18 protein-coding genes are annotated in these 15,957 nt (G+C 71.9%); 10 read left to right on the top strand and 8 right to left on the bottom strand.

The genetic code is table 11. The features are described 5' to 3' along the window. Nucleotides 1–16 precede the first annotated feature (16 nt). Nucleotides 17–424 (top strand): CoA-binding protein, encoded by a 408-nt coding sequence (locus tag AB0B98_RS20845; protein WP_151489547.1) that lies wholly within the window; start codon nucleotides 17–19, stop codon nucleotides 422–424. 106 nt (nucleotides 425–530) lie between these two features. Here AB0B98_RS20845 and AB0B98_RS20840 read toward each other — a convergent pair whose 3' ends face one another. Further along, the gene (locus AB0B98_RS20840) at nucleotides 531–1,727 is read right to left on the bottom strand and encodes an acyl-CoA dehydrogenase family protein (RefSeq protein ID WP_238671203.1); all 1,197 of its coding nucleotides are present in this window, start codon (nucleotides 1,725–1,727) and stop codon (nucleotides 531–533) included. 177 nt (nucleotides 1,728–1,904) lie between these two features. Here AB0B98_RS20840 and AB0B98_RS20835 point away from each other — a divergent pair, with 177 nt between their 5' ends. Further along, on the top strand, nucleotides 1,905–2,444 hold the full coding sequence (locus AB0B98_RS20835; protein WP_238671204.1) for a DUF4190 domain-containing protein: 540 nt from the start codon (nucleotides 1,905–1,907) through the stop codon (nucleotides 2,442–2,444). 27 nt (nucleotides 2,445–2,471) lie between these two features. On the opposite strand, the gene AB0B98_RS20830 is transcribed toward AB0B98_RS20835, so the two are convergent. After that, nucleotides 2,472–3,377: an SDR family NAD(P)-dependent oxidoreductase gene (locus AB0B98_RS20830; RefSeq protein WP_210781830.1), complete on the bottom strand. Its 906-nt coding sequence runs from the start codon at nucleotides 3,375–3,377 to the stop codon at nucleotides 2,472–2,474. Nucleotides 3,378–3,494: 117 nt separating this feature from the next. On the opposite strand from AB0B98_RS20830, the gene AB0B98_RS20825 reads away from it, so the two are divergent. Next, complete coding sequence (locus AB0B98_RS20825; RefSeq protein ID WP_357364602.1) at nucleotides 3,495–4,031, top strand: DUF4190 domain-containing protein; 537 nt, start codon at nucleotides 3,495–3,497, stop codon at nucleotides 4,029–4,031. 75 nt (nucleotides 4,032–4,106) lie between these two features. Here the strand turns inward: AB0B98_RS20825 and AB0B98_RS20820 are convergent, their stop codons facing one another. Then, nucleotides 4,107–5,063, bottom strand: a complete 957-nt coding sequence (locus AB0B98_RS20820; RefSeq protein ID WP_238671206.1) for a CoA ester lyase — start codon at nucleotides 5,061–5,063, stop codon at nucleotides 4,107–4,109. A gap of 128 nt (nucleotides 5,064–5,191) precedes the next feature. Between AB0B98_RS20820 and AB0B98_RS20815 the strand changes: the two genes are divergently transcribed. Together AB0B98_RS20815 and AB0B98_RS20810 are read left to right on the top strand one after the other, a co-directional pair. Then, nucleotides 5,192–6,016 (top strand): SDR family NAD(P)-dependent oxidoreductase, encoded by an 825-nt coding sequence (locus tag AB0B98_RS20815; RefSeq protein ID WP_357268363.1) that lies wholly within the window; start codon nucleotides 5,192–5,194, stop codon nucleotides 6,014–6,016. Further along, nucleotides 6,009–6,302: a hypothetical protein gene (locus AB0B98_RS20810; RefSeq protein ID WP_357364600.1), complete on the top strand. Its 294-nt coding sequence runs from the start codon at nucleotides 6,009–6,011 to the stop codon at nucleotides 6,300–6,302. The genes AB0B98_RS20815 and AB0B98_RS20810 overlap by 8 nt, the downstream gene beginning before the upstream one ends. A 119-nt stretch (nucleotides 6,303–6,421) precedes the next feature. Here the strand turns inward: AB0B98_RS20810 and AB0B98_RS20805 are convergent, their stop codons facing one another. After that, nucleotides 6,422–7,378, bottom strand: coding sequence for a DMT family transporter (locus AB0B98_RS20805; protein ID WP_357364598.1), 957 nt, complete (start codon nucleotides 7,376–7,378; stop codon nucleotides 6,422–6,424). Nucleotides 7,379–7,484: 106 nt separating this feature from the next. On the opposite strand from AB0B98_RS20805, the gene AB0B98_RS20800 reads away from it, so the two are divergent. After that, complete coding sequence (locus AB0B98_RS20800; RefSeq protein ID WP_357364596.1) at nucleotides 7,485–8,204, top strand: HAD family hydrolase; 720 nt, start codon at nucleotides 7,485–7,487, stop codon at nucleotides 8,202–8,204. An 8-nt stretch (nucleotides 8,205–8,212) separates the two neighbouring features. Here AB0B98_RS20800 and AB0B98_RS20795 read toward each other — a convergent pair whose 3' ends face one another. Next, nucleotides 8,213–8,743, bottom strand: a complete 531-nt coding sequence (locus tag AB0B98_RS20795; RefSeq protein ID WP_357364594.1) for a hypothetical protein — start codon at nucleotides 8,741–8,743, stop codon at nucleotides 8,213–8,215. Nucleotides 8,744–8,755: 12 nt separating this feature from the next. Beyond that, the gene (locus AB0B98_RS20790; RefSeq protein WP_357364592.1) at nucleotides 8,756–9,625 is read right to left on the bottom strand and encodes a PhzF family phenazine biosynthesis protein; all 870 of its coding nucleotides are present in this window, start codon (nucleotides 9,623–9,625) and stop codon (nucleotides 8,756–8,758) included. A gap of 33 nt (nucleotides 9,626–9,658) precedes the next feature. Here AB0B98_RS20790 and AB0B98_RS20785 point away from each other — a divergent pair, with 33 nt between their 5' ends. The 3 genes from AB0B98_RS20785 (at nucleotide 9,659) to AB0B98_RS20775 (ending at nucleotide 12,813) form a co-directional block, all read left to right on the top strand. Continuing rightward, nucleotides 9,659–10,945 (top strand): CBS domain-containing protein, encoded by a 1,287-nt coding sequence (locus tag AB0B98_RS20785; RefSeq protein WP_238671210.1) that lies wholly within the window; start codon nucleotides 9,659–9,661, stop codon nucleotides 10,943–10,945. Continuing rightward, nucleotides 10,938–11,588 carry a DUF1003 domain-containing protein gene (locus AB0B98_RS20780; protein ID WP_238671211.1) on the top strand — a complete coding sequence of 217 codons (651 nt, stop codon included), beginning with the start codon at nucleotides 10,938–10,940 and terminating at the stop codon, nucleotides 11,586–11,588. The genes AB0B98_RS20785 and AB0B98_RS20780 overlap by 8 nt, the downstream gene beginning before the upstream one ends. A 76-nt stretch (nucleotides 11,589–11,664) precedes the next feature. Continuing rightward, entirely contained in the window at nucleotides 11,665–12,813 is a 1,149-nt protein-coding gene (locus tag AB0B98_RS20775) for an Mrp/NBP35 family ATP-binding protein (protein ID WP_145787534.1), read from the top strand. 252 nt (nucleotides 12,814–13,065) lie between these two features. Here the strand turns inward: AB0B98_RS20775 and AB0B98_RS20770 are convergent, their stop codons facing one another. Then, a complete protein-coding gene (locus tag AB0B98_RS20770; RefSeq protein WP_357364590.1) occupies nucleotides 13,066–13,488 on the bottom strand; it encodes a preprotein translocase subunit TatB in 423 nt (140 codons plus the stop codon). Nucleotides 13,489–13,585: 97 nt separating this feature from the next. Next, nucleotides 13,586–14,947, bottom strand: coding sequence for a trypsin-like peptidase domain-containing protein (locus AB0B98_RS20765; protein WP_357364588.1), 1,362 nt, complete (start codon nucleotides 14,945–14,947; stop codon nucleotides 13,586–13,588). A 280-nt stretch (nucleotides 14,948–15,227) separates the two neighbouring features. On the opposite strand from AB0B98_RS20765, the gene AB0B98_RS20760 reads away from it, so the two are divergent. Beyond that, the gene (locus tag AB0B98_RS20760; RefSeq protein WP_357266597.1) at nucleotides 15,228–15,923 is read left to right on the top strand and encodes an O-methyltransferase; all 696 of its coding nucleotides are present in this window, start codon (nucleotides 15,228–15,230) and stop codon (nucleotides 15,921–15,923) included. Nucleotides 15,924–15,957 lie beyond the last annotated feature (34 nt).

Genomic DNA, 15,957 nt, shown 5'->3' with positions numbered 1-15,957 from the left:
GAGCTACAGTCGGCGGGTGCGTACCGCTCAGCAGATCCTCGCCGACTCCGCCGTGATCGCCGTCGTGGGCGCGTCCCGCGACCCGTTCAAGGCCGCGCACGGCGTGCCGTTGCAGATGCAGCAGTACGGCTGGCGCATCATCCCGGTCAACCCGACGGTCGACGAACTGTTCGGAGAACGGGCCTACAAGACCCTCGCCGACATTCCGCACCCCGTCGACCTGGTCGACGTGTTCCGACCGGCGGCCGACGCCGTGCAGGTGGTCCGGGACGCGGCGGCGATCGGCGCCCCGGCGGTCTGGCTGCAACTGGGCATCGTCTCGGCCGAAGCGCGGCAGATCGCGGAGGAGGCCGGCATGGACTACGTCGAGGACCGTTGCCTCATCGTCGAACGAGCCGCCGCCAACCTGACCCGCCTGACCTGACCCACCCCACCCCATCCCGCGATCTTGCACTTACCGTCCCGGCATACCCGATACAAGGGGCAATCGGGCAACCGAAAGTGCAAGATCGCGAGGGCGGGGGGTGGGGTTAGAGCTTGTATTCCTTGAGGAGGCCTCGGCTGATGATGGTCTTCTGGATCTCTGAGGTGCCCTCGCCGATGAGCAGGAACGGGGCCTCCCGCATCAGCCGCTCGATCTCGTACTCCTTGGAGTAGCCGTAGCCGCCGTGGATGCGGAACGCCTCCTGGACGACCTCGGCGCAGTATTCCGAGGCGAGCAGCTTGGCCATCCCGGCCTCGACGTCGTTGCGCTGGCCGGCGTCCTTGAGTCGGGCGGCGTTGACCATGAGGGCGTGCGCGGCCTCGATCTTCGTGCCCATCTCGGCGAGCTTGAAGGCGATCGCCTGGTGCTTGGCGAGCGGCTGGCCGAAGGTCTTGCGCTGCTGGGCGTAGCTCACCGCCAGCTCGAAGGCGCGGATGGAGATGCCGCAGGCACGGGCGGCCACGTTGACCCGGCCCACCTCGATGCCGTCCATCATCTGGTAGAAGCCGCGGCCCACCCGGTCGGCGCCGCCGAGGATCGCGGAGTCGGGCACCGTCACGCCGTCGAGCACCATCTCGGTGGTCTCGACGCCCTTGTAACCCATCTTCTCGATCTTGCCGGGGATGGTGAGGCCGGGGGCGGTCTCGCCGAAGCCCGGCTCCTTCTCCAACAGGAAGGTGCTCATGTTGCCGTAGACGGACTCCGCGCCGGTGTCGGTCTTGACCAGGGTGGCCACCACCGAGGAGTAGGCCCCGTTGGTGAGCCACATCTTCTGCCCGTTGAGCACGTAGCGGTCGCCGTCGCGGACGGCCCGGGACTTGATCGCCGAGACATCGGACCCGGTCTCGGGCTCGGACATGGAGAACGCTCCGCGCACCTCGCCGGTGGCCATCTTCGGCAGCAGCCGGGCCTTCTGCTCGGCGGATCCGTGCTGGGAGATCAGGTACGCCACTATGAAGTGGGTGTTGACGATGCCGGAGATCGACATCCAGCCTCGGGACAGTTGCTCCACCACCAGCGCGTAGGTGAGCAGCGATTCACCGAGGCCGCCGTACTCCTCGTCGATGGTGAGACCGAACAGCCCCATCTCGCGCATGCCGTCGAGGATGTCGGTGGGGTACTCGTCGGCGTGCTCCAGCCGCTGCGCGTGCGGGATGATCTCCTTGTCGGCGAAATCCCGAACGGTCTCCAGGATCGACTGTTGCACATCGGTCAGGCCGGGCGTCTGGGCGAGTCTGGCCATCTCAGCCTCCGGGGATCCGCGCACTACTCATGGGTAACTGAACGCTGGGTCAGTATCGGCCCCTCGGGTCGACGAGGCCAAGGTGACCAGTCCACACAACCGCTGTGAAAAGGTTCACCGCTGCGGGTAGCGTCCGGCAAGAGGGACTTTTCCGGCACCGGCAGGAGGAGGACAGCTGTGAGCTACCCGCCGTCGGGACCGCCGCCCGAGGACGAGCCGCCGCCGTCACCCTACGAGCCACCGAAGGACCAGTCGCCGTACGCGCCACCGCCGGCCGGCCAGCCGCCGTACACGCCGCAGCCGGACCAGCCGGCGTACGAGTTGCCAACGGAACGGTCACCGTACGGGCCACCGGCGGGCGAACCGTCGCCGTACGGTCACCAGGGCCCACAGCAGTCGGCGCACTGGAGCCAGCAGCCGCCGTACCCCCCGCAGGGCCCCTACGGCCAGTACGGCCCACCGCCGTCCGGGCCGGGTCGGGGCACCAACGTGCTGGCGATCCTGTCGCTGGTGTTCGCCTTCGTCTTTCCGCCGGCCGGCGCCGTGCTCGGCCACGTGGCCAAGCGGCAGATCCGCACCAGCGGCGAGGAGGGCGACCAGCTCGCGACCTGGGGGTTGATCCTGGGCTACGTCTTCACCGGGCTCACCGTGTTGGCCTGCTGTGGCTGGCTGGCGCTGGTGGCCTTCGGCAACACCGGCGACAGCGGCGGCTACTGACGAACGGGCCGGCGCTTGCCGGGGCCGTCAGCGGAAGCGGGCCTCGCGGACGCTGTTGCCGCCGTCCACCACAAGCATCTGCCCCGTGATGTACGAGGCGGCCGGCGAGCAGAGGAAGCTGATCGCCGCGGCGACCTCGTCCGGCGTGCCCGGTCGCCCCACCGGGGTGCCCAACCCCTGCTTGATCTCGGCCATGGTGGACGCCGCGGTGTAGATGGTGCCGGGCGCCACCGCGTTGACTGTCACGCCGTCGGCGATCATCTCCATGGCCAGGGCCCGGGTCAGCCCGACGACGCCGGCCTTCGCCGCGGCGTACGCGGCCTCGGTGGGCAGGGCGTTGACCGGGCCGGCAGTGGCCGACAGGTTGACGATCCGACCCCAACCCCGCTCGGCCATCCCCCCGATGAACGCCCTGCTGCACAGGAACGCTGTGGAGAGGTTGCGGTCGATCTCGCCGCGCCACTCGTCGTAGGTCAGCTGCGCTACCGGCCGCAGCACCCCCTGGCTGGCGCGACTGGCCAGGCCGGCGTTGTTCACCAGCACCTCGACGTCGCCCAACTGCTCGGCGACCGCATCGGCCAACGCGCCGACCTCGGACTCGTCGGTCAGGTCCGCGACGAAGCCGGTCACCCCCAGCTCGGTCGCCCGCTCGTGGATGCGTCGGGTGGTGGAGACGATGGCCACCCGCGCGCCCAGGTCGGCGAGTCGCCGGGCGGTGGCGTACCCGATGCCGTCCGGGCTGCCCGCCCCGGTGACCAGGGCGACCCTCCCGTCGAGGCGCATGGTGACCGGGTCGGTGAGCGCGACCGGCTCGTCGGGGCCGGGGCTGCCCGCCGGGGCGGCCGTCCGGGCGCGCCGGGCCGCGCCGGGGCGGCTGACGTCCCGTCGGGGTCGACTGCCGGAGCGGTCCGCGGCGCGCGCGTCGTATGCCATGTCAGGGATCCTGCCCGTTACGACCGGCCCGAGCAACGCGGCACCCGGAAGCAGGGGCGTCGGGTTTGGGCGGCGCTGGCTACCCTGTCTCCGCACCCAACCTGACGGAGAGTTCGTATGACCAATCCCCCGCCGCCCGGCAACTGGAGCGATCCCACGTGGTCGGCCCAGCCGTCGAGCCCCGCACCGGACCCGACCCTGGTGGCCGGTCAGCCGGTGCCCGCGCAACCTGGCCCGGTCGACCCGTACGCCCCCGACCCGTACGCCCCGGCCGACCCGTACGCCGGCGCGAAGCACCCGGCGACCCAGCCGATGCCCGGTTACGCCCCGCCCGGATACGCCCCGCCCGGTTACCCGCCGCAGTACCCCGGCTACGGCTACCCGCAGCCGCCGAAGACCAACGGGATGGCCATCGCGGCGTTCGTGCTGGCCCTGATCGGTTTCACGTCCTGCATCACCGCGCCGATCGGCGCGATCCTCGGGCACGTTGCGCAGAAGCAGATCCGGCTCAGCGGCGAGGGCGGGGCGGGGATGGCGAAGGCCGCCATCATCGTCGGCTGGATTCTCACCGGGTTCCTGGTGCTGTTGATCGCCATCTACGCCGCCGCGATCATCTACGCGATCGCGACGAGCGACAACAGCAGCAGCTACTGACCGGCGGGCGGGCCGGCGTACCGCCGGTTGTCGGGCCGGACCGACAGCCGTCGGCGGTCGTCCCGGCCCGGCCGGTCAGCGCTCCGGTGGGGTGAACGACGAGGTACGGCTCATCCCGGCGGCCCGGCCCTTGGCCGCAACCACCAGCGCCATCTTGCGGGACGCTTCGTCGATCATCTCGTCGCCGAGCATCACGGCGCCGAGCCGGCCGCCGGCCTCCGAGGTGTAGTGCTCGTACGCGTCGAGGATCAGCTCGGCGTGGTCGTAGTCGGCCTGCGCCGGCTGGTAGACCTCGTTGGCGGCGTCGATCTGGCCCGGGTGCAGCACCCACTTGCCGTCGAAGCCCAGCGCGGCCGAGCGCTTGGCCACCTCGCGGAACGCGTCGACGTCGCGGATCTGCAGGAACGGGCCGTCGATGGCCTGCTTGTCGTGCATCCGCGCGGCCATCAGGATCCGCATCAGGATGTAGTGGTACGGGTCGCCCGGGTAGTCCGGGATCAGGCCGCCGACCACCATCGACTTCATGTTGATCGACGCCATGAAGTCGGCCGGGCCGAAGATGATGGTCTCCACGCGCGGCGAGGCGGCGGCGATCGCGTCCACGTTGACCAGACCGGCGGCGTTCTCGATCTGCGCCTCGATGCCGATCCGACCGACCTCCAGGCCGATCGTCTTCTCGATCTGGGTGAGCGTCAGGTCCAGCCACTGCACCTGGGCGGCGGTCTGCACCTTCGGCAGCATGATGCAGTCCAGGTTGGCGCCGGCGCCCTCGACGACCTCGATGACATCCCGGTAGGTCCACGGGGTGGTCAGGTCGTTGACCCGGACCACCCGGGTCTTGCCGGCCCAGTCGCCCTCGTTGAGGGCGGCCACGATGTTCTTGCGCGCGTCCGGCTTGGCCAGTGGGGCGACGGCGTCCTCCAGGTCGAGGAAGACCTGGTCGGCCGGGAGGCCCTGGGCCTTGCCGAGCATCTTCACGCTGGAACCCGGCACGGCGAGGCAGGACCTGCGGGGGCGACCGACTGCGGCCATGGATGCGCTCCTTCCAGCGTCCGGCGGGCATGCCGACGCCACCTGACGACAGATCCGAGACCTTAACGATCCCAAAGGGCGTTGTGACGCCACGGTAACCTCGCGCCATGACCGGGGTGAATGGACCTGTGGAAGATCTCACTGGGCGTCGACTGGTGGTGGTGACCGGGGCCAGCTCCGGCATCGGGCTGGCCACCGCCGTGCACCTGGCCTGCCGGGGCGACCAGGTGGTGCTGGTCGGGCGGGACCCGGCCCGCCTGCAGGCCGCAGCCGAACGGGTACGGGAGAACTCCGGTGAACGTCCGGAGCTGTTCCGGGCCGACTTCGCGATCCTCGACGACGTACGTCGACTGGCCGAACAGCTCCGGGCCGCGTACGACCGGATCGACGTGCTGGCCAACAACGCCGGCGCCATCGCGCTGCAACCACTGAGGACTGTCGACGGTTTCGAGATGTCGATCCAGGCCAACCACCTGGCCCCGTTCCTGCTGACCAACCTGCTCGCCGACCGGGTGGGCCGGGTCGTGGTGACCGCCTCCGGCGCGCACCGCTTCGGCGCACTGGACCCGGACGACCTGAACAAGCCTCTGCGTGACTACCGGCCGATGGGCGCGTACGGCACCAGCAAGCAGGCGAACATCCTGTTCACCGCCGAGGCCGCCCGGCGCTGGCCGGACGTTGCCGCGTACAGCTTCCACCCCGGGGTGGTCCGTACCCGGTTCGCCAACGACAGCAGGCTTGTCGCGTTCGGCATGCGCTTCATGCCGTTCCGCAGCCCGGAGAAGGGTGCCGAGACCCTGGTGTGGTTGGCCAACCAGGAGCGCTCCCGGCTGATCAACGGGGGTTACTACATCGACCGTCGGCCGCGTCGACCGCTCCGGAAGGCGGCCGATCCGCAGCTCGCCGCCCGGCTGTGGGCGGCGAGTGCCAAGGCTGTCGGTCTCGATGACTGACCGGGCCGGCGTGCTGACACTCGTCGCGATCGTCGAGTTCGCCGTCGGGGCAGAGGCCGCCGGGCAGCGCTACGAGGACGCCGTGCTGGCCCTGCTCGAACGGCACGGCGGCCGGCTGGAGCGGCGGCTGCGCGGCACCGACGGGCAGACCGAGGTGCACGTGATCCGGTTCGACGGGCGGGCCGGCTACGAGTCGTTCCTCGCCGACCCGGACCGGGCGGCGCTGCGTACCGCCCTCGGCGAGGCCGCCCCGACGACCCGGGTCATCGAGGTCCACGAAGCCTGACCGCCGACGGCAGTGCGAGCCATTGATTTTCCGGCAATCTTGGACAGTTTCCGTTAGCTGCCAACGGAAACTGTCCGACCTGGTGGCCGACCACTTCGCCGCGTACCTGTGAATCGCCCTCAGGCCAACGGGGTCGGGTCGGCGGGCAGGGCTGTGGGTTCGACTGCGCGACGGCCAGCGCGGGCACCGCCGAGCACCACCACCGCCACCCCGGCCAGCAGCAACGCCATCCCGAGCAGCGCGTACGGGCGGGGCAGCTGCCCCAGCCAGGCCCAGCCGAGCACTGCCGCGCCGGGCGCCTCCAGCAGGATCAGCACGCTCACCGTGGTCGCCGGGATCTTCCGCAGGGCGTAGTTGAACATCGAGTGCCCGAGCAGTTGGGCCCCAGCCACCAGGGCCAGGATGGCCAGCCAGGTACGGCCGTCGAAGCCGGTCAGCCGTACGCCGCCGACCAGGCACAGGGCCAGCAGGATCAGCGCGCAGATCCCGTAGCAGATGGTGGTGTAGGTGGTGGTGCTGATGCTGACCCGGGCACGTTCGCCGAAGGCGGTGTAGACGGCGGCGAACATCGCGCCGACCAGCGCCAGGACGTCACCGAGGACGGCCCGGCCGGAGACCCCAACGTCCACCCCGGTGGCGACAGCCGCGCCGCCGACCGCCACCGCGATGCCGATCCACACCACCCGGGGCAGCGGACGCCCCTGGGCGCGGGCGATCAGCCCCTGCCAGACCGGCTGGGTGGCGACCAGGGCGGTGGACGTGGCGACCGAGGTGAGCTGGGCGCTCGGCACCCAGGTCGCGAAGTGCCCGGCCAGGGCGACGCCGGAGAGCACGCAGAACAGGCCCTCCCGCCGGCCCGCGCCCACTGTCAGTCTGCGGAACTCGGCGCGGCGTCGGACCAGCGCGAAGGGGCTCAGCACGGCCACCGCGAGCAGGTTGCGCCAGAACGCGATGGCCAGCGCGGGGGCGGCGGCGTACGCGATCAGCGGCGCGGACGACGACACGGCGACCACGGCCAGCCCGACCGCTCCGGTGGTCAGCGGGTCCAGGGACGGCCGGGGTGAAGGTGGGGGCACGGGACGTAATCCTCACACGTATGACGGTCAGCACGGAGGGTCATCACTCCGTTACGATCACGCGGGTTCGCGCCGACGACCCTCGACCGCCCGGAGGCGCTCCCCCATGCCCAGCTACCAGGCGGTGCTGTTCGACTTCTTCGGCACCCTGACCCGTTCGGTACAACGCGGTGTCGCGCACGTCGGCACCGCCGAGCTGCTCGGGTGTCCCACCGAGATCTTGACCGAGGTGTTGAACCGCACCTACTACGAGCGGGCCAGCGGGCGGCTCGGCGACGCGGAGGCGACACTGCGCTGGGTGTGCGCCCAGGCCGGCGTACACCCCAGCGACCAGGCGGTGCGGGCGGCGGTGGCGTCCCGGCACCGGGCGGTCCGCGCCGACACCTGGCTACGGGCCGACGCGGTGCCGGTGCTGGCGGCTCTGCGCCAGCGCGGCCTGCGCACCGGCGTGATCAGCGACTGTACGCACGAACTGCCGGCCTTCCTGCCGCAGCTCGCGGTCGCCCCCCTGCTCGACGTGCGGGTCTTCTCGGTGCAGGTCGGGCGGTGCAAACCGGACCCGACGCTCTACCTGACGGCCTGCCAGCGGCTCGGGCTCGCGCCGGGCGACTGCCTCTACGTCGGTGACGGCGGCAGCCAGGAGTTGACCGGCGCCGAGCGGGCCGGGATGACCGCCGTCCGGCTCGCCGCACCGGATCTGGCCACGCACATGGTCTTCAACGCCGACCGGGACTGGCGCGGCCCCACGCTCGGCACCCTGGGCGACGTGCTCGCCCTCGTCGACGCCGACGCCGCGGTGGCGGGCGTCGGCGGTCGGACCAGCTGATCAACCGATCAGCGGCGGCGGACCCTGTGCAGGCGGAACGGCTTGCGGGTGGCCCGGACCGCCGGAGTCGCCCGAGGTGGCTCGGCCTGCGCGTCGGCCGGTAACTCCGCTCCGGCCAGCGGCGTACCGGCCGGGGCTAGGCGGTTCACAGCGCATCCGTCGGCGGCCCATCGGGCCACCAGGTCAGCGGTCGGACCGGGCGCGTTGAGGCGCTTCGCCGCCACCAGCGGCGCGGCGACGTCCCACGTCTCGGTGCCCGGCTGCAACCGGCTCACCCTGGCCGGCCAGGTGACGATCCGGCCGCCGTGGTCGCCGCGCAGGGTGACCTGGGCCTCGGTCGCGTCGGCGAGACCCGGTGCGGCCTGCTCGCCCGGCCCGCTGACCACCAGCAGCGCGCCCTCCAGCGGGGCGCACCAGAGCGCAAGCGCCGGCCCGCCCGCAACGCTGACCCAGGCCACGGCGGCCTTCTTCATCGCCTCGTCGACCAGTGGGGTGCCCCCGGGGGCGTCCTCGTCCGTCACACCCGCATCCTCCCGCATCGGCGCCTCTGCTCAGCCCACGAACGGCGGCACGGCGATCTCGCCGCGGGCCACCGGCACCACCTGGCCGGCGACCGTCGCGCCGACCGCCACCCCGTTCGCCGCTGTGACGGTGCAGGCCAACGCGGACGGCCGGTTCATCTCCGCGCCCTGACGGACCGCGTACTCCGACCGCCCCTCGCCGGGCAGCAGACCGCTCGCCACCAGCCAGACACCGAGGCCGAGCGCCGCCGAACCGGTCGCCGGGTCCTCCGGAACGCCGATCCCCGGCACGAAGACCCGGGCGTGCGCGGTTTGCGCCGCCGCGTCCCAGGAGAAGACGCTGACGTGCGACACCCCGTACCGCTGCGCCGCCGCCGGGTCCACCCGGGCCCGGGCCACCGACTCCGGACGCACCGGCAGGTACGGGAACTCCAGCCCGCAGCCGGCGACCCGTGGCGCGGGCCCGATGTGGTCCCCGGCGACCAGGCCGGCGATCTCCAGCAACGGCTCCGGGTCCAGCTCCGGCCCGAGCGTCGGGGCGCCACCGGTCAGCGTCGCCCCGGACGCGGTCACCTCGATCGGCAGCACACCGGCCCGGCACTCCTGGGTGACCTGCCCCACACCGAACATGCCCCGCCGGCAGGCGGTGACCGCCGCGCCGACGCTGGGGTGACCGGCGAAGGGCAACTCCTCCACCGGAGTGAAGATCCTGGCCCGGTAGGTGACGCCGACCTGGGTCGGCGGCAGCACGAACACCGTCTCGGACAGGTTGCACTCCAACGCGAGCGCCTGCATCTGCTCGGTGGCCAGCGCCTCCGCGCCGAACACCACCGCCAGCGGGTTGCCGGCGAAGGGGCGATCGGTGAAGACGTCCACGATCTCGTAGGCCACTGTCGACATGTTGATAAACACTAGGCGCTTAGGCTGGTGCCCGTGAGTACGCCGACCCGGGTCTACATCGCCCGTCTCGCCGGAGTCGCCGTCTTCGACCCGAACGGCGACCAGGTGGGCCGGGTTCGTGACGCCGTGGCACGGCTGCGGGCGACGAAACGTCCGCCGGAGGTGGTGGGCCTCGTCGCCGAGATGCCGATGCGTCGTCGGATCTTCCTGTCCATCAACCGGATCACCTCCATCGACGCGGACGCCGTCGTGCTCGGCTCCGGCACCCTCAACCTGCGCCGGTTCGAGAAGCGCCCAAACGAGCTGTTGGTGCTCCAGGAGCTGCTCGACCGGCGGGTGCAACTCGACCCGGGCGGCCAGCCCGGCGCTGTCGTGGACGTCGCGATGGAGTGCACCAGGGGCGGCGAGTGGTCGCTGACCCGTGTCGCCGTACGCGAGCAGACCGGTCGGCTCAGCCGCCGCGGCCACCTGCACCAGGTCGAGTGGGACCGGGTGCGCGGGCTCAGCGGCATCGCCGACAACCGGGGTACGGCGAACCTGCTCGCCGTCCTGGAGGACATGCGCCCCGCCGACCTGGCCAACGCGTTGCAGGATCTGCCCGACGCGCGACGCAACGAGGTCGCGGCCGCGCTGGACGACGAGCGACTGGCCGACGTGCTCAGCGAGCTGCCGGAGCACGACCAGGTGGAGATCCTCGCCGCCCTGGACCGGGAGCGGGCCGCCGACGTCCTGGAGGAGATGGACCCGGACGACGCCGCGGACCTGCTCAACGAACTGCCCCCACCCGAGCAGGACGTGCTGCTGGACCTGATGGAGCCGGACGAGGCCGACCCGGTACGCCAACTGCTGAAGTACACCCCCGGCACGGCGGGCAGTGTGATGACCTCCGAGCCGGTCATCCTGCCGCCGGACGCCACAGTCGCCGAGGCGCTGGCCCGGATCCGGGAGCCGCAGCTCTCCCCCGCCGTCGCCGCGCAGGTCTTCGTGACCCGGGCACCGCAGAACACGCCGACCGGCCGTTACCTGGGCATGGTGCACTTCCAGGCCCTGCTGCGCGAACCGCCGGCCGATCTGCTGGGCAAGGTGGTGGTCAACGACATCGACCCGCTGCGCCCCACCACGCCACTGCCGGAGATCACCCGCCGGATGGCCACCTACGACCTGGTCGCCATGCCGGTGATCGATCGCAACAACCGGCTGGTCGGCGCCGTCACGGTCGACGACGTGCTGGACCACTCGCTGCCCCGGGACTGGCGGGACCGCGACGCCCTGGCCGCCCCGGGCACCACCGACCCTGCGCTGGACGGCGCGGATGGCTGAGCAGCGGCGGAACGAACGGCTCGACCAGCCGCGCGAGCCCCGGGGCGTCAAGCTGCCCCGGTTCGACGCGGAGGCGTTCGGTCGGTGGTCCGAGGGCATCGCCCGGGGCATGGGCACCGCGAACTTCATCGTCGTCATGACTGTGGTGATCGCGATCTGGTTCGCCTGGAACACCCTGGCCCCGGCGAACCTGCGCTTCGACCCGTACACCTTCACGTTTTTGACCCTGGTGCTGTCGTTGCAGGCCAGCTACGCGGCCCCGCTGATCCTGCTGGCCCAGAACCGGCAGGCCGACCGGGACCGGGTGGCCCTGGAGGAGGACCGGCGGCGAGCCACCGCGCAGAAGGCGGACACCGAGTACCTGGCCCGGGAGATCGCGGCCCTGCGGATCGCCCTGGGTGAGGTGGCCACCCGTGACTTCCTCCGCTCCGAGCTGGCCCGGCTGGCCGAGGAACTGGACGAGATGGGGCAACGCCGGCAGCGACTGGAGCGCCGCCAGCAGGAGAAGGACAGCCGCCAGGAGCGACGTGGCCAGCGGCCGACCGACGGTGTCGGCCTGGAGGAACCCCGCGACGACCTGGACGGCGACTTCACCCGGGACGCCCGGCCGGACGGCACCGGCCCGCGCCGGTCAGAGAGCTGACCGACGGGTCATCGATTGGCTCACACCGCCCCGGGCAGCGGCGGCAACGGATGCCCCGCGACGTAGCATTGCGGGCATGTCAGCACCAGTGAGCACCGTCGAGGACGCGATCCAGGCCGCCCTGGCCACCGTCAACGACCCGGAGATCCGCCGGCCCATCACCGAGCTGGGCATGGTCCGCTCCGCCACGATCGGTGCCAGCGGCGTGGTCCGCGTCGAGCTGCTGCTCACAGTCGCCGGCTGCCCGCTGAAGGACAAGCTGCGTACGGACATCACCGCCGCCGTCGCCGCGGTGCCCGGCGTCACCGGCGTGGAGATCGACTTTGGGGTGATGACCCCCGAGCAGCGGCAGTCGTTGCAGTCGCAGCTGCGCGGCGGTGGCGCCACCGAGGAGCCGGTCATCCCGTTCGCCCAGCCCGGCTCGCGCACCCGCGTGTACGCGGTGGCCAGCGGTAAGGGCGGCGTCGGCAAGTCCAGCGTCACCGTCAACCTGGCGGCGGCGCTCGCCGCCCGTGGGCTCTCCGTCGGGGTCGTCGACGCCGACATCTACGGCCACTCGGTGCCCCGGATGCTCGGCACTGAGGCGCGGCCCACCCGCGTCGAAGACATGATCATGCCGCCGCAGTCGCACGGCGTGAAGGTGATCTCCATTGGCATGTTCACGTCGGGCAACGCCGCCGTCGTGTGGCGCGGCCCGATGCTGCACCGGGCACTGCAGCAGTTCCTGGCCGACGTCTACTGGGGCGACCTGGACGTGCTCCTGCTCGACCTGCCGCCGGGCACTGGTGACGTGGCCATCTCGCTGGCCCAGTTGCTGCCCAACTCGGAGATCCTGATCGTCACCACCCCGCAGACGGCCGCCGCGGAGGTGGCGGAGCGGGCCGGGGCGATCGCCCTGCAGACCCACCAGCGGGTGGTCGGCGTCATCGAGAACATGTCCTGGCTGGAGCTGCCGGACGGCTCCCGGATGGAGATCTTCGGCGCCGGCGGTGGTGAGGCGGTTGCCGAGTCGCTGAGCCGGACCATCGGCGCCCAGGTGCCGCTGCTCGGTCAGATCCCACTGGACACCCGGGTCCGCGAGGCCGGCGATGCCGGCAACCCGATCGTGCTGGCCGAGCCGGAGTCCCCGGCCGCGCAGGCGCTCGGCACGATCGCCGACCGGCTCGCCCTGCGCCGCGAGTCACTGCTCGGCAAGCCACTCGGCCTCAAGCCCGCTGGCCGCTGACCACCCGGCACACCGTCAGCCCGTCGGCCACTGTTGGCCGGCGGGCTGAGTCGCGTCGGTGGATGGTCCGGCCAGGCTGCCGCGAGTGACCGGCATGATCAACTCGGGTTTCAGGAAGTCGGCCCTTGACCGGCGTGGAATGCCGCGACTTTCGGAAACCCGAGTTGATCAGAGGCGACGCCGGGACCAGGCGGGCACGATCCGGCCGAGCGGTGGGTCGGCCGCCTTCCCAGGGGCAGGGGTACGGGTCGGTCAGGTGGCGTCGTCGTAGCTGACGCGGGGGGCCGGAGCCGGGGGGCTGCTGGTGGCCGCGCCGGACCGGGCCTCGCTCGACCGCAGGTCGGCGGCGTTGGCCACGTCCTTCAGGTCGTTGTGCACGCCGCTGACGTCCGCGCGCAGGTTGTCGTAGACGCCCTGCAACGGCTTGCGGATCGCCGCCTCGTCCTCCTCGCTGAGGAGGTGCTTGCGGATGAACGCCTTCGGGTGCAGGTCTTCCAGTTGGATGTCGGTGCCCAGCTCACGGCTCAGGTCGCCGGTGGCGTTGCGGGCCATGTTGCGCAGGTTGCGCACCAACCGCAGGCCGTCGGTGATCACGGCGGGGAGCCGGTCGCCGAAGATCAACAGCGCCAGGAGCAGCAGCGCACCGATTTCCCACCAGTTCAGGTTGTCGAGCATTCCGCGGGCCTCCTCTCGGCGTCAGCAGCAAGACTACGCACGGCGGACGGCTTTCGGGCAGGGGGTGCGCCGCTGTTCGTCTCGCTTCCGCGCTGAGTCACTTCGCGTCCGCGGCGAGAGTTACCGAGGTGTTCTGCCGGGCGGAACCCCGCCGATACTCGACTGTCACGACCGAGCCCGGCGCGTACTTGCGGACCAACGCGGTCAGATCCGTCGGCTCGGTCATCGGCCGCCCGTTGATCTTGAGGATCACGTCGCCGACCTTCAGTCCTGCGCCGTCAGCGGGGCCGGACGGCTCCACCTCGGCCAGCCGCAGGCCGCCCCCGACAACCCCGGTGGGGCCGTCCGCCCGGGCGCCGATCACCGTACGCCGGGCCTTGCCGGTGCCGATGATGTCCTGGGTCACCCGCTTGGCCTGGTTGATCGGGATGGCGAAGGCGAGCCCGATATTGCCCGCCTCCTGCCCCTCGGCGACAAGTGACTTGATGGTGGAGTTAACTCCGACCACCCGGCCGGCGCCGTCGACAAGTGGGCCGCCCGAGTTTCCGTGGTTGACCGCGGCGTCGGTCTGGATGGCGGCGTAGTAACGCACCGGACCGCCCGGCTCGCCAGCCTGCATCGTCCGGTCCAGCGCACTCACGATGCCGGCAGTGACCGTGTTGGCCAGCGACAACGGCGAGCCGATGGCGAGCACGGGGTCACCGACCGCCAGCGCGTCGGAGTCGCCGAACTCCACAGGTCGCAACCCCTGACGGCTCACCTTGATCACCGCGATGTCCGACTCCGCGTCCTGACCGACGATGGTCGCCGGTGCGGTGCTGCCGTCGTTGAAGACCACCGAGGCCTTGCCGGTGCCGCCGGCCACCACATGATCATTGGTGATCACATGACCGTCGGCGCTGGCGATGAACCCGGAACCCTCACTGGTCCCGCCGAGGCTGCTCACCCGTACGGTGACCACGCTGGGCAGGACCCGTTCGGCGACCCCGGCCAGCGACTCCGGCTTGCGCTGCGCCAGCGCCGGCACCTCAGCGGGCGCAGCACCGAGGACCGCCGCGCCAGCGCCGCCGCGCACCGCGAACGCGTAGCCCAACGCACCGCCGAGGGTGCCGGCCAGCAGCGCGGTGATCACGGGAATGAGCAACAGGTGGCGCAGTGTCGGCCGGCCCGGCGCGTCGGGGTCGCTGACCGGCTCGGGCTCGGTGCCGGGAGCCACCACCCCGGGCACCACCACAGCGGCCGGGGCCGCCGGGTCGCGCCAGGGGTCGGCGAGCGCGTCCGACCACCAGGCCGACGCCTCGGCCGAGTTGGGCCCGCCCGCAGCCGACGCGGGCCAGCCCGGTGTCGGGCCACCGGAAGACGCCGGCCAGGCCGCTGTGGGCGCGCCGGAAGACGCCGGCCACCCCGGTGTGGGCGCGCCGCCTGGCGAGGCGAGGGGCGTGCCATCAGCCCCCGGCATGCTCGGCGGCCCCACCGACGGGGCTCCTGCCCCGGGCGGTCGCGCCGGAGCCGGAGTCTCACCGCCCCGGCGCCAGTCCCAGCCGTCGGTCACGTCGGTGCCTCCCAGTCCGTCCCCGGATGCCGCGCCGCGTCGCCCGGCCACTGGCCGGTCTGGTCGCGGCTGACGGGATACCGCCTCCAGGATTGCACGGATGGACGCGGTGCAGTCAGCGGTTGCCCCGTGATCGCTTCCGGCGGAGGCGCGGCTGCGCCCCACAACGGTCGCCTCTACGCTCACAGTGCCAACCCGCCCCCGCACCACGCACCGCCCCCGGAGGTGCCCCATCGCCACGGCCGCCGGTTCCGGCAGTTCGACGACACAGGCCCAGCACTTCGCCGAGTCGTACGTCACCGAGGATCTCGTTCTGCGTACCGCCCGCAGCCTGGCCCGGGAGGTGGGCCTCGACGCGGTCACCCCCGGCGCGGGGGCGGCGCTGCGACTGCTGGCCGCCGCCGGCAACGCCCGTGCGGTGGTGGAGATCGGCACCGGCACCGGGGTCAGCGGCGTCTGGTTGCTGCGCGGCATGCGCGTCGACGGCGTGCTCACCACCATCGACGTGGAGGTGGAGCACCAGCGGATCGCCAGGCGGATCTTCGCCGAGGCGGGTTTCGCGGCCGGGCGTACCCGGATCATCACCGGTCGGGCGCTCGACGTGCTGCCCCGGCTCGCCGACGGTGCGTACGACCTGGTCTTCGTGGACGCGGAGGCGACCGGCTTCCACGCCTGTGTGGAGGCGGCGCTGCGGCTGCTGCGCCCGGGGGGCGTGCTGGCGCTCAACGGTGTGCTGGCCAGCGACCGGATCGGCGACCCGTCCGCCCGGGACGCGGAGACGGTGACGGTTCGCGAAACGATCAAGGCGGTCCGGGAGTCGGAGCACTGGATCCCCGCGCTGCTTCCGGTCGGGCACGGTCTGCTCGCCGCTGTGAAGTGCTGATTCGCGCGCAGGACGGGTCAGAGCCTCGGTCGCG

Origin of the sequence: Micromonospora sp. NPDC048947 (genome assembly GCF_040649495.1) — a bacterium.
Lineage (GTDB): Bacteria > Actinomycetota > Actinomycetes > Mycobacteriales > Micromonosporaceae > Micromonospora > Micromonospora alfalfae.
The sequence above is the reverse complement of the archived record's forward strand: the minus strand, read 5'-3'. Positions and strand labels throughout refer to the sequence as shown.

What these genes read in the sequence shown, in the direction of transcription:
- AB0B98_RS20830 (WP_210781830.1), bottom strand. Translation starts at nt 3,377, where the DNA reads ATGGCATACGACGCGCGCGCCGCGGACCGCTCCGGCAGTCGACCCCGA.
- AB0B98_RS20810 (WP_357364600.1), top strand. Translation starts at nt 6,009, where the DNA reads ATGACTGACCGGGCCGGCGTGCTGACACTCGTCGCGATCGTCGAGTTC.
- AB0B98_RS20795 (WP_357364594.1), bottom strand. Translation starts at nt 8,743, where the DNA reads ATGCGGGAGGATGCGGGTGTGACGGACGAGGACGCCCCCGGGGGCACC.
- AB0B98_RS20780 (WP_238671211.1), top strand. Translation starts at nt 10,938, where the DNA reads ATGGCTGAGCAGCGGCGGAACGAACGGCTCGACCAGCCGCGCGAGCCC.
- AB0B98_RS20825 (WP_357364602.1), top strand. Translation starts at nt 3,495, where the DNA reads ATGACCAATCCCCCGCCGCCCGGCAACTGGAGCGATCCCACGTGGTCG.
- AB0B98_RS20800 (WP_357364596.1), top strand. Translation starts at nt 7,485, where the DNA reads ATGCCCAGCTACCAGGCGGTGCTGTTCGACTTCTTCGGCACCCTGACC.
- AB0B98_RS20775 (WP_145787534.1), top strand. Translation starts at nt 11,665, where the DNA reads ATGTCAGCACCAGTGAGCACCGTCGAGGACGCGATCCAGGCCGCCCTG.
- AB0B98_RS20820 (WP_238671206.1), bottom strand. Translation starts at nt 5,063, where the DNA reads ATGGCCGCAGTCGGTCGCCCCCGCAGGTCCTGCCTCGCCGTGCCGGGT.
- AB0B98_RS20840 (WP_238671203.1), bottom strand. Translation starts at nt 1,727, where the DNA reads ATGGCCAGACTCGCCCAGACGCCCGGCCTGACCGATGTGCAACAGTCG.
- AB0B98_RS20790 (WP_357364592.1), bottom strand. Translation starts at nt 9,625, where the DNA reads ATGTCGACAGTGGCCTACGAGATCGTGGACGTCTTCACCGATCGCCCC.
- AB0B98_RS20765 (WP_357364588.1), bottom strand. Translation starts at nt 14,947, where the DNA reads ATGCCGGGGGCTGATGGCACGCCCCTCGCCTCGCCAGGCGGCGCGCCC.
- AB0B98_RS20770 (WP_357364590.1), bottom strand. Translation starts at nt 13,488, where the DNA reads ATGCTCGACAACCTGAACTGGTGGGAAATCGGTGCGCTGCTGCTCCTG.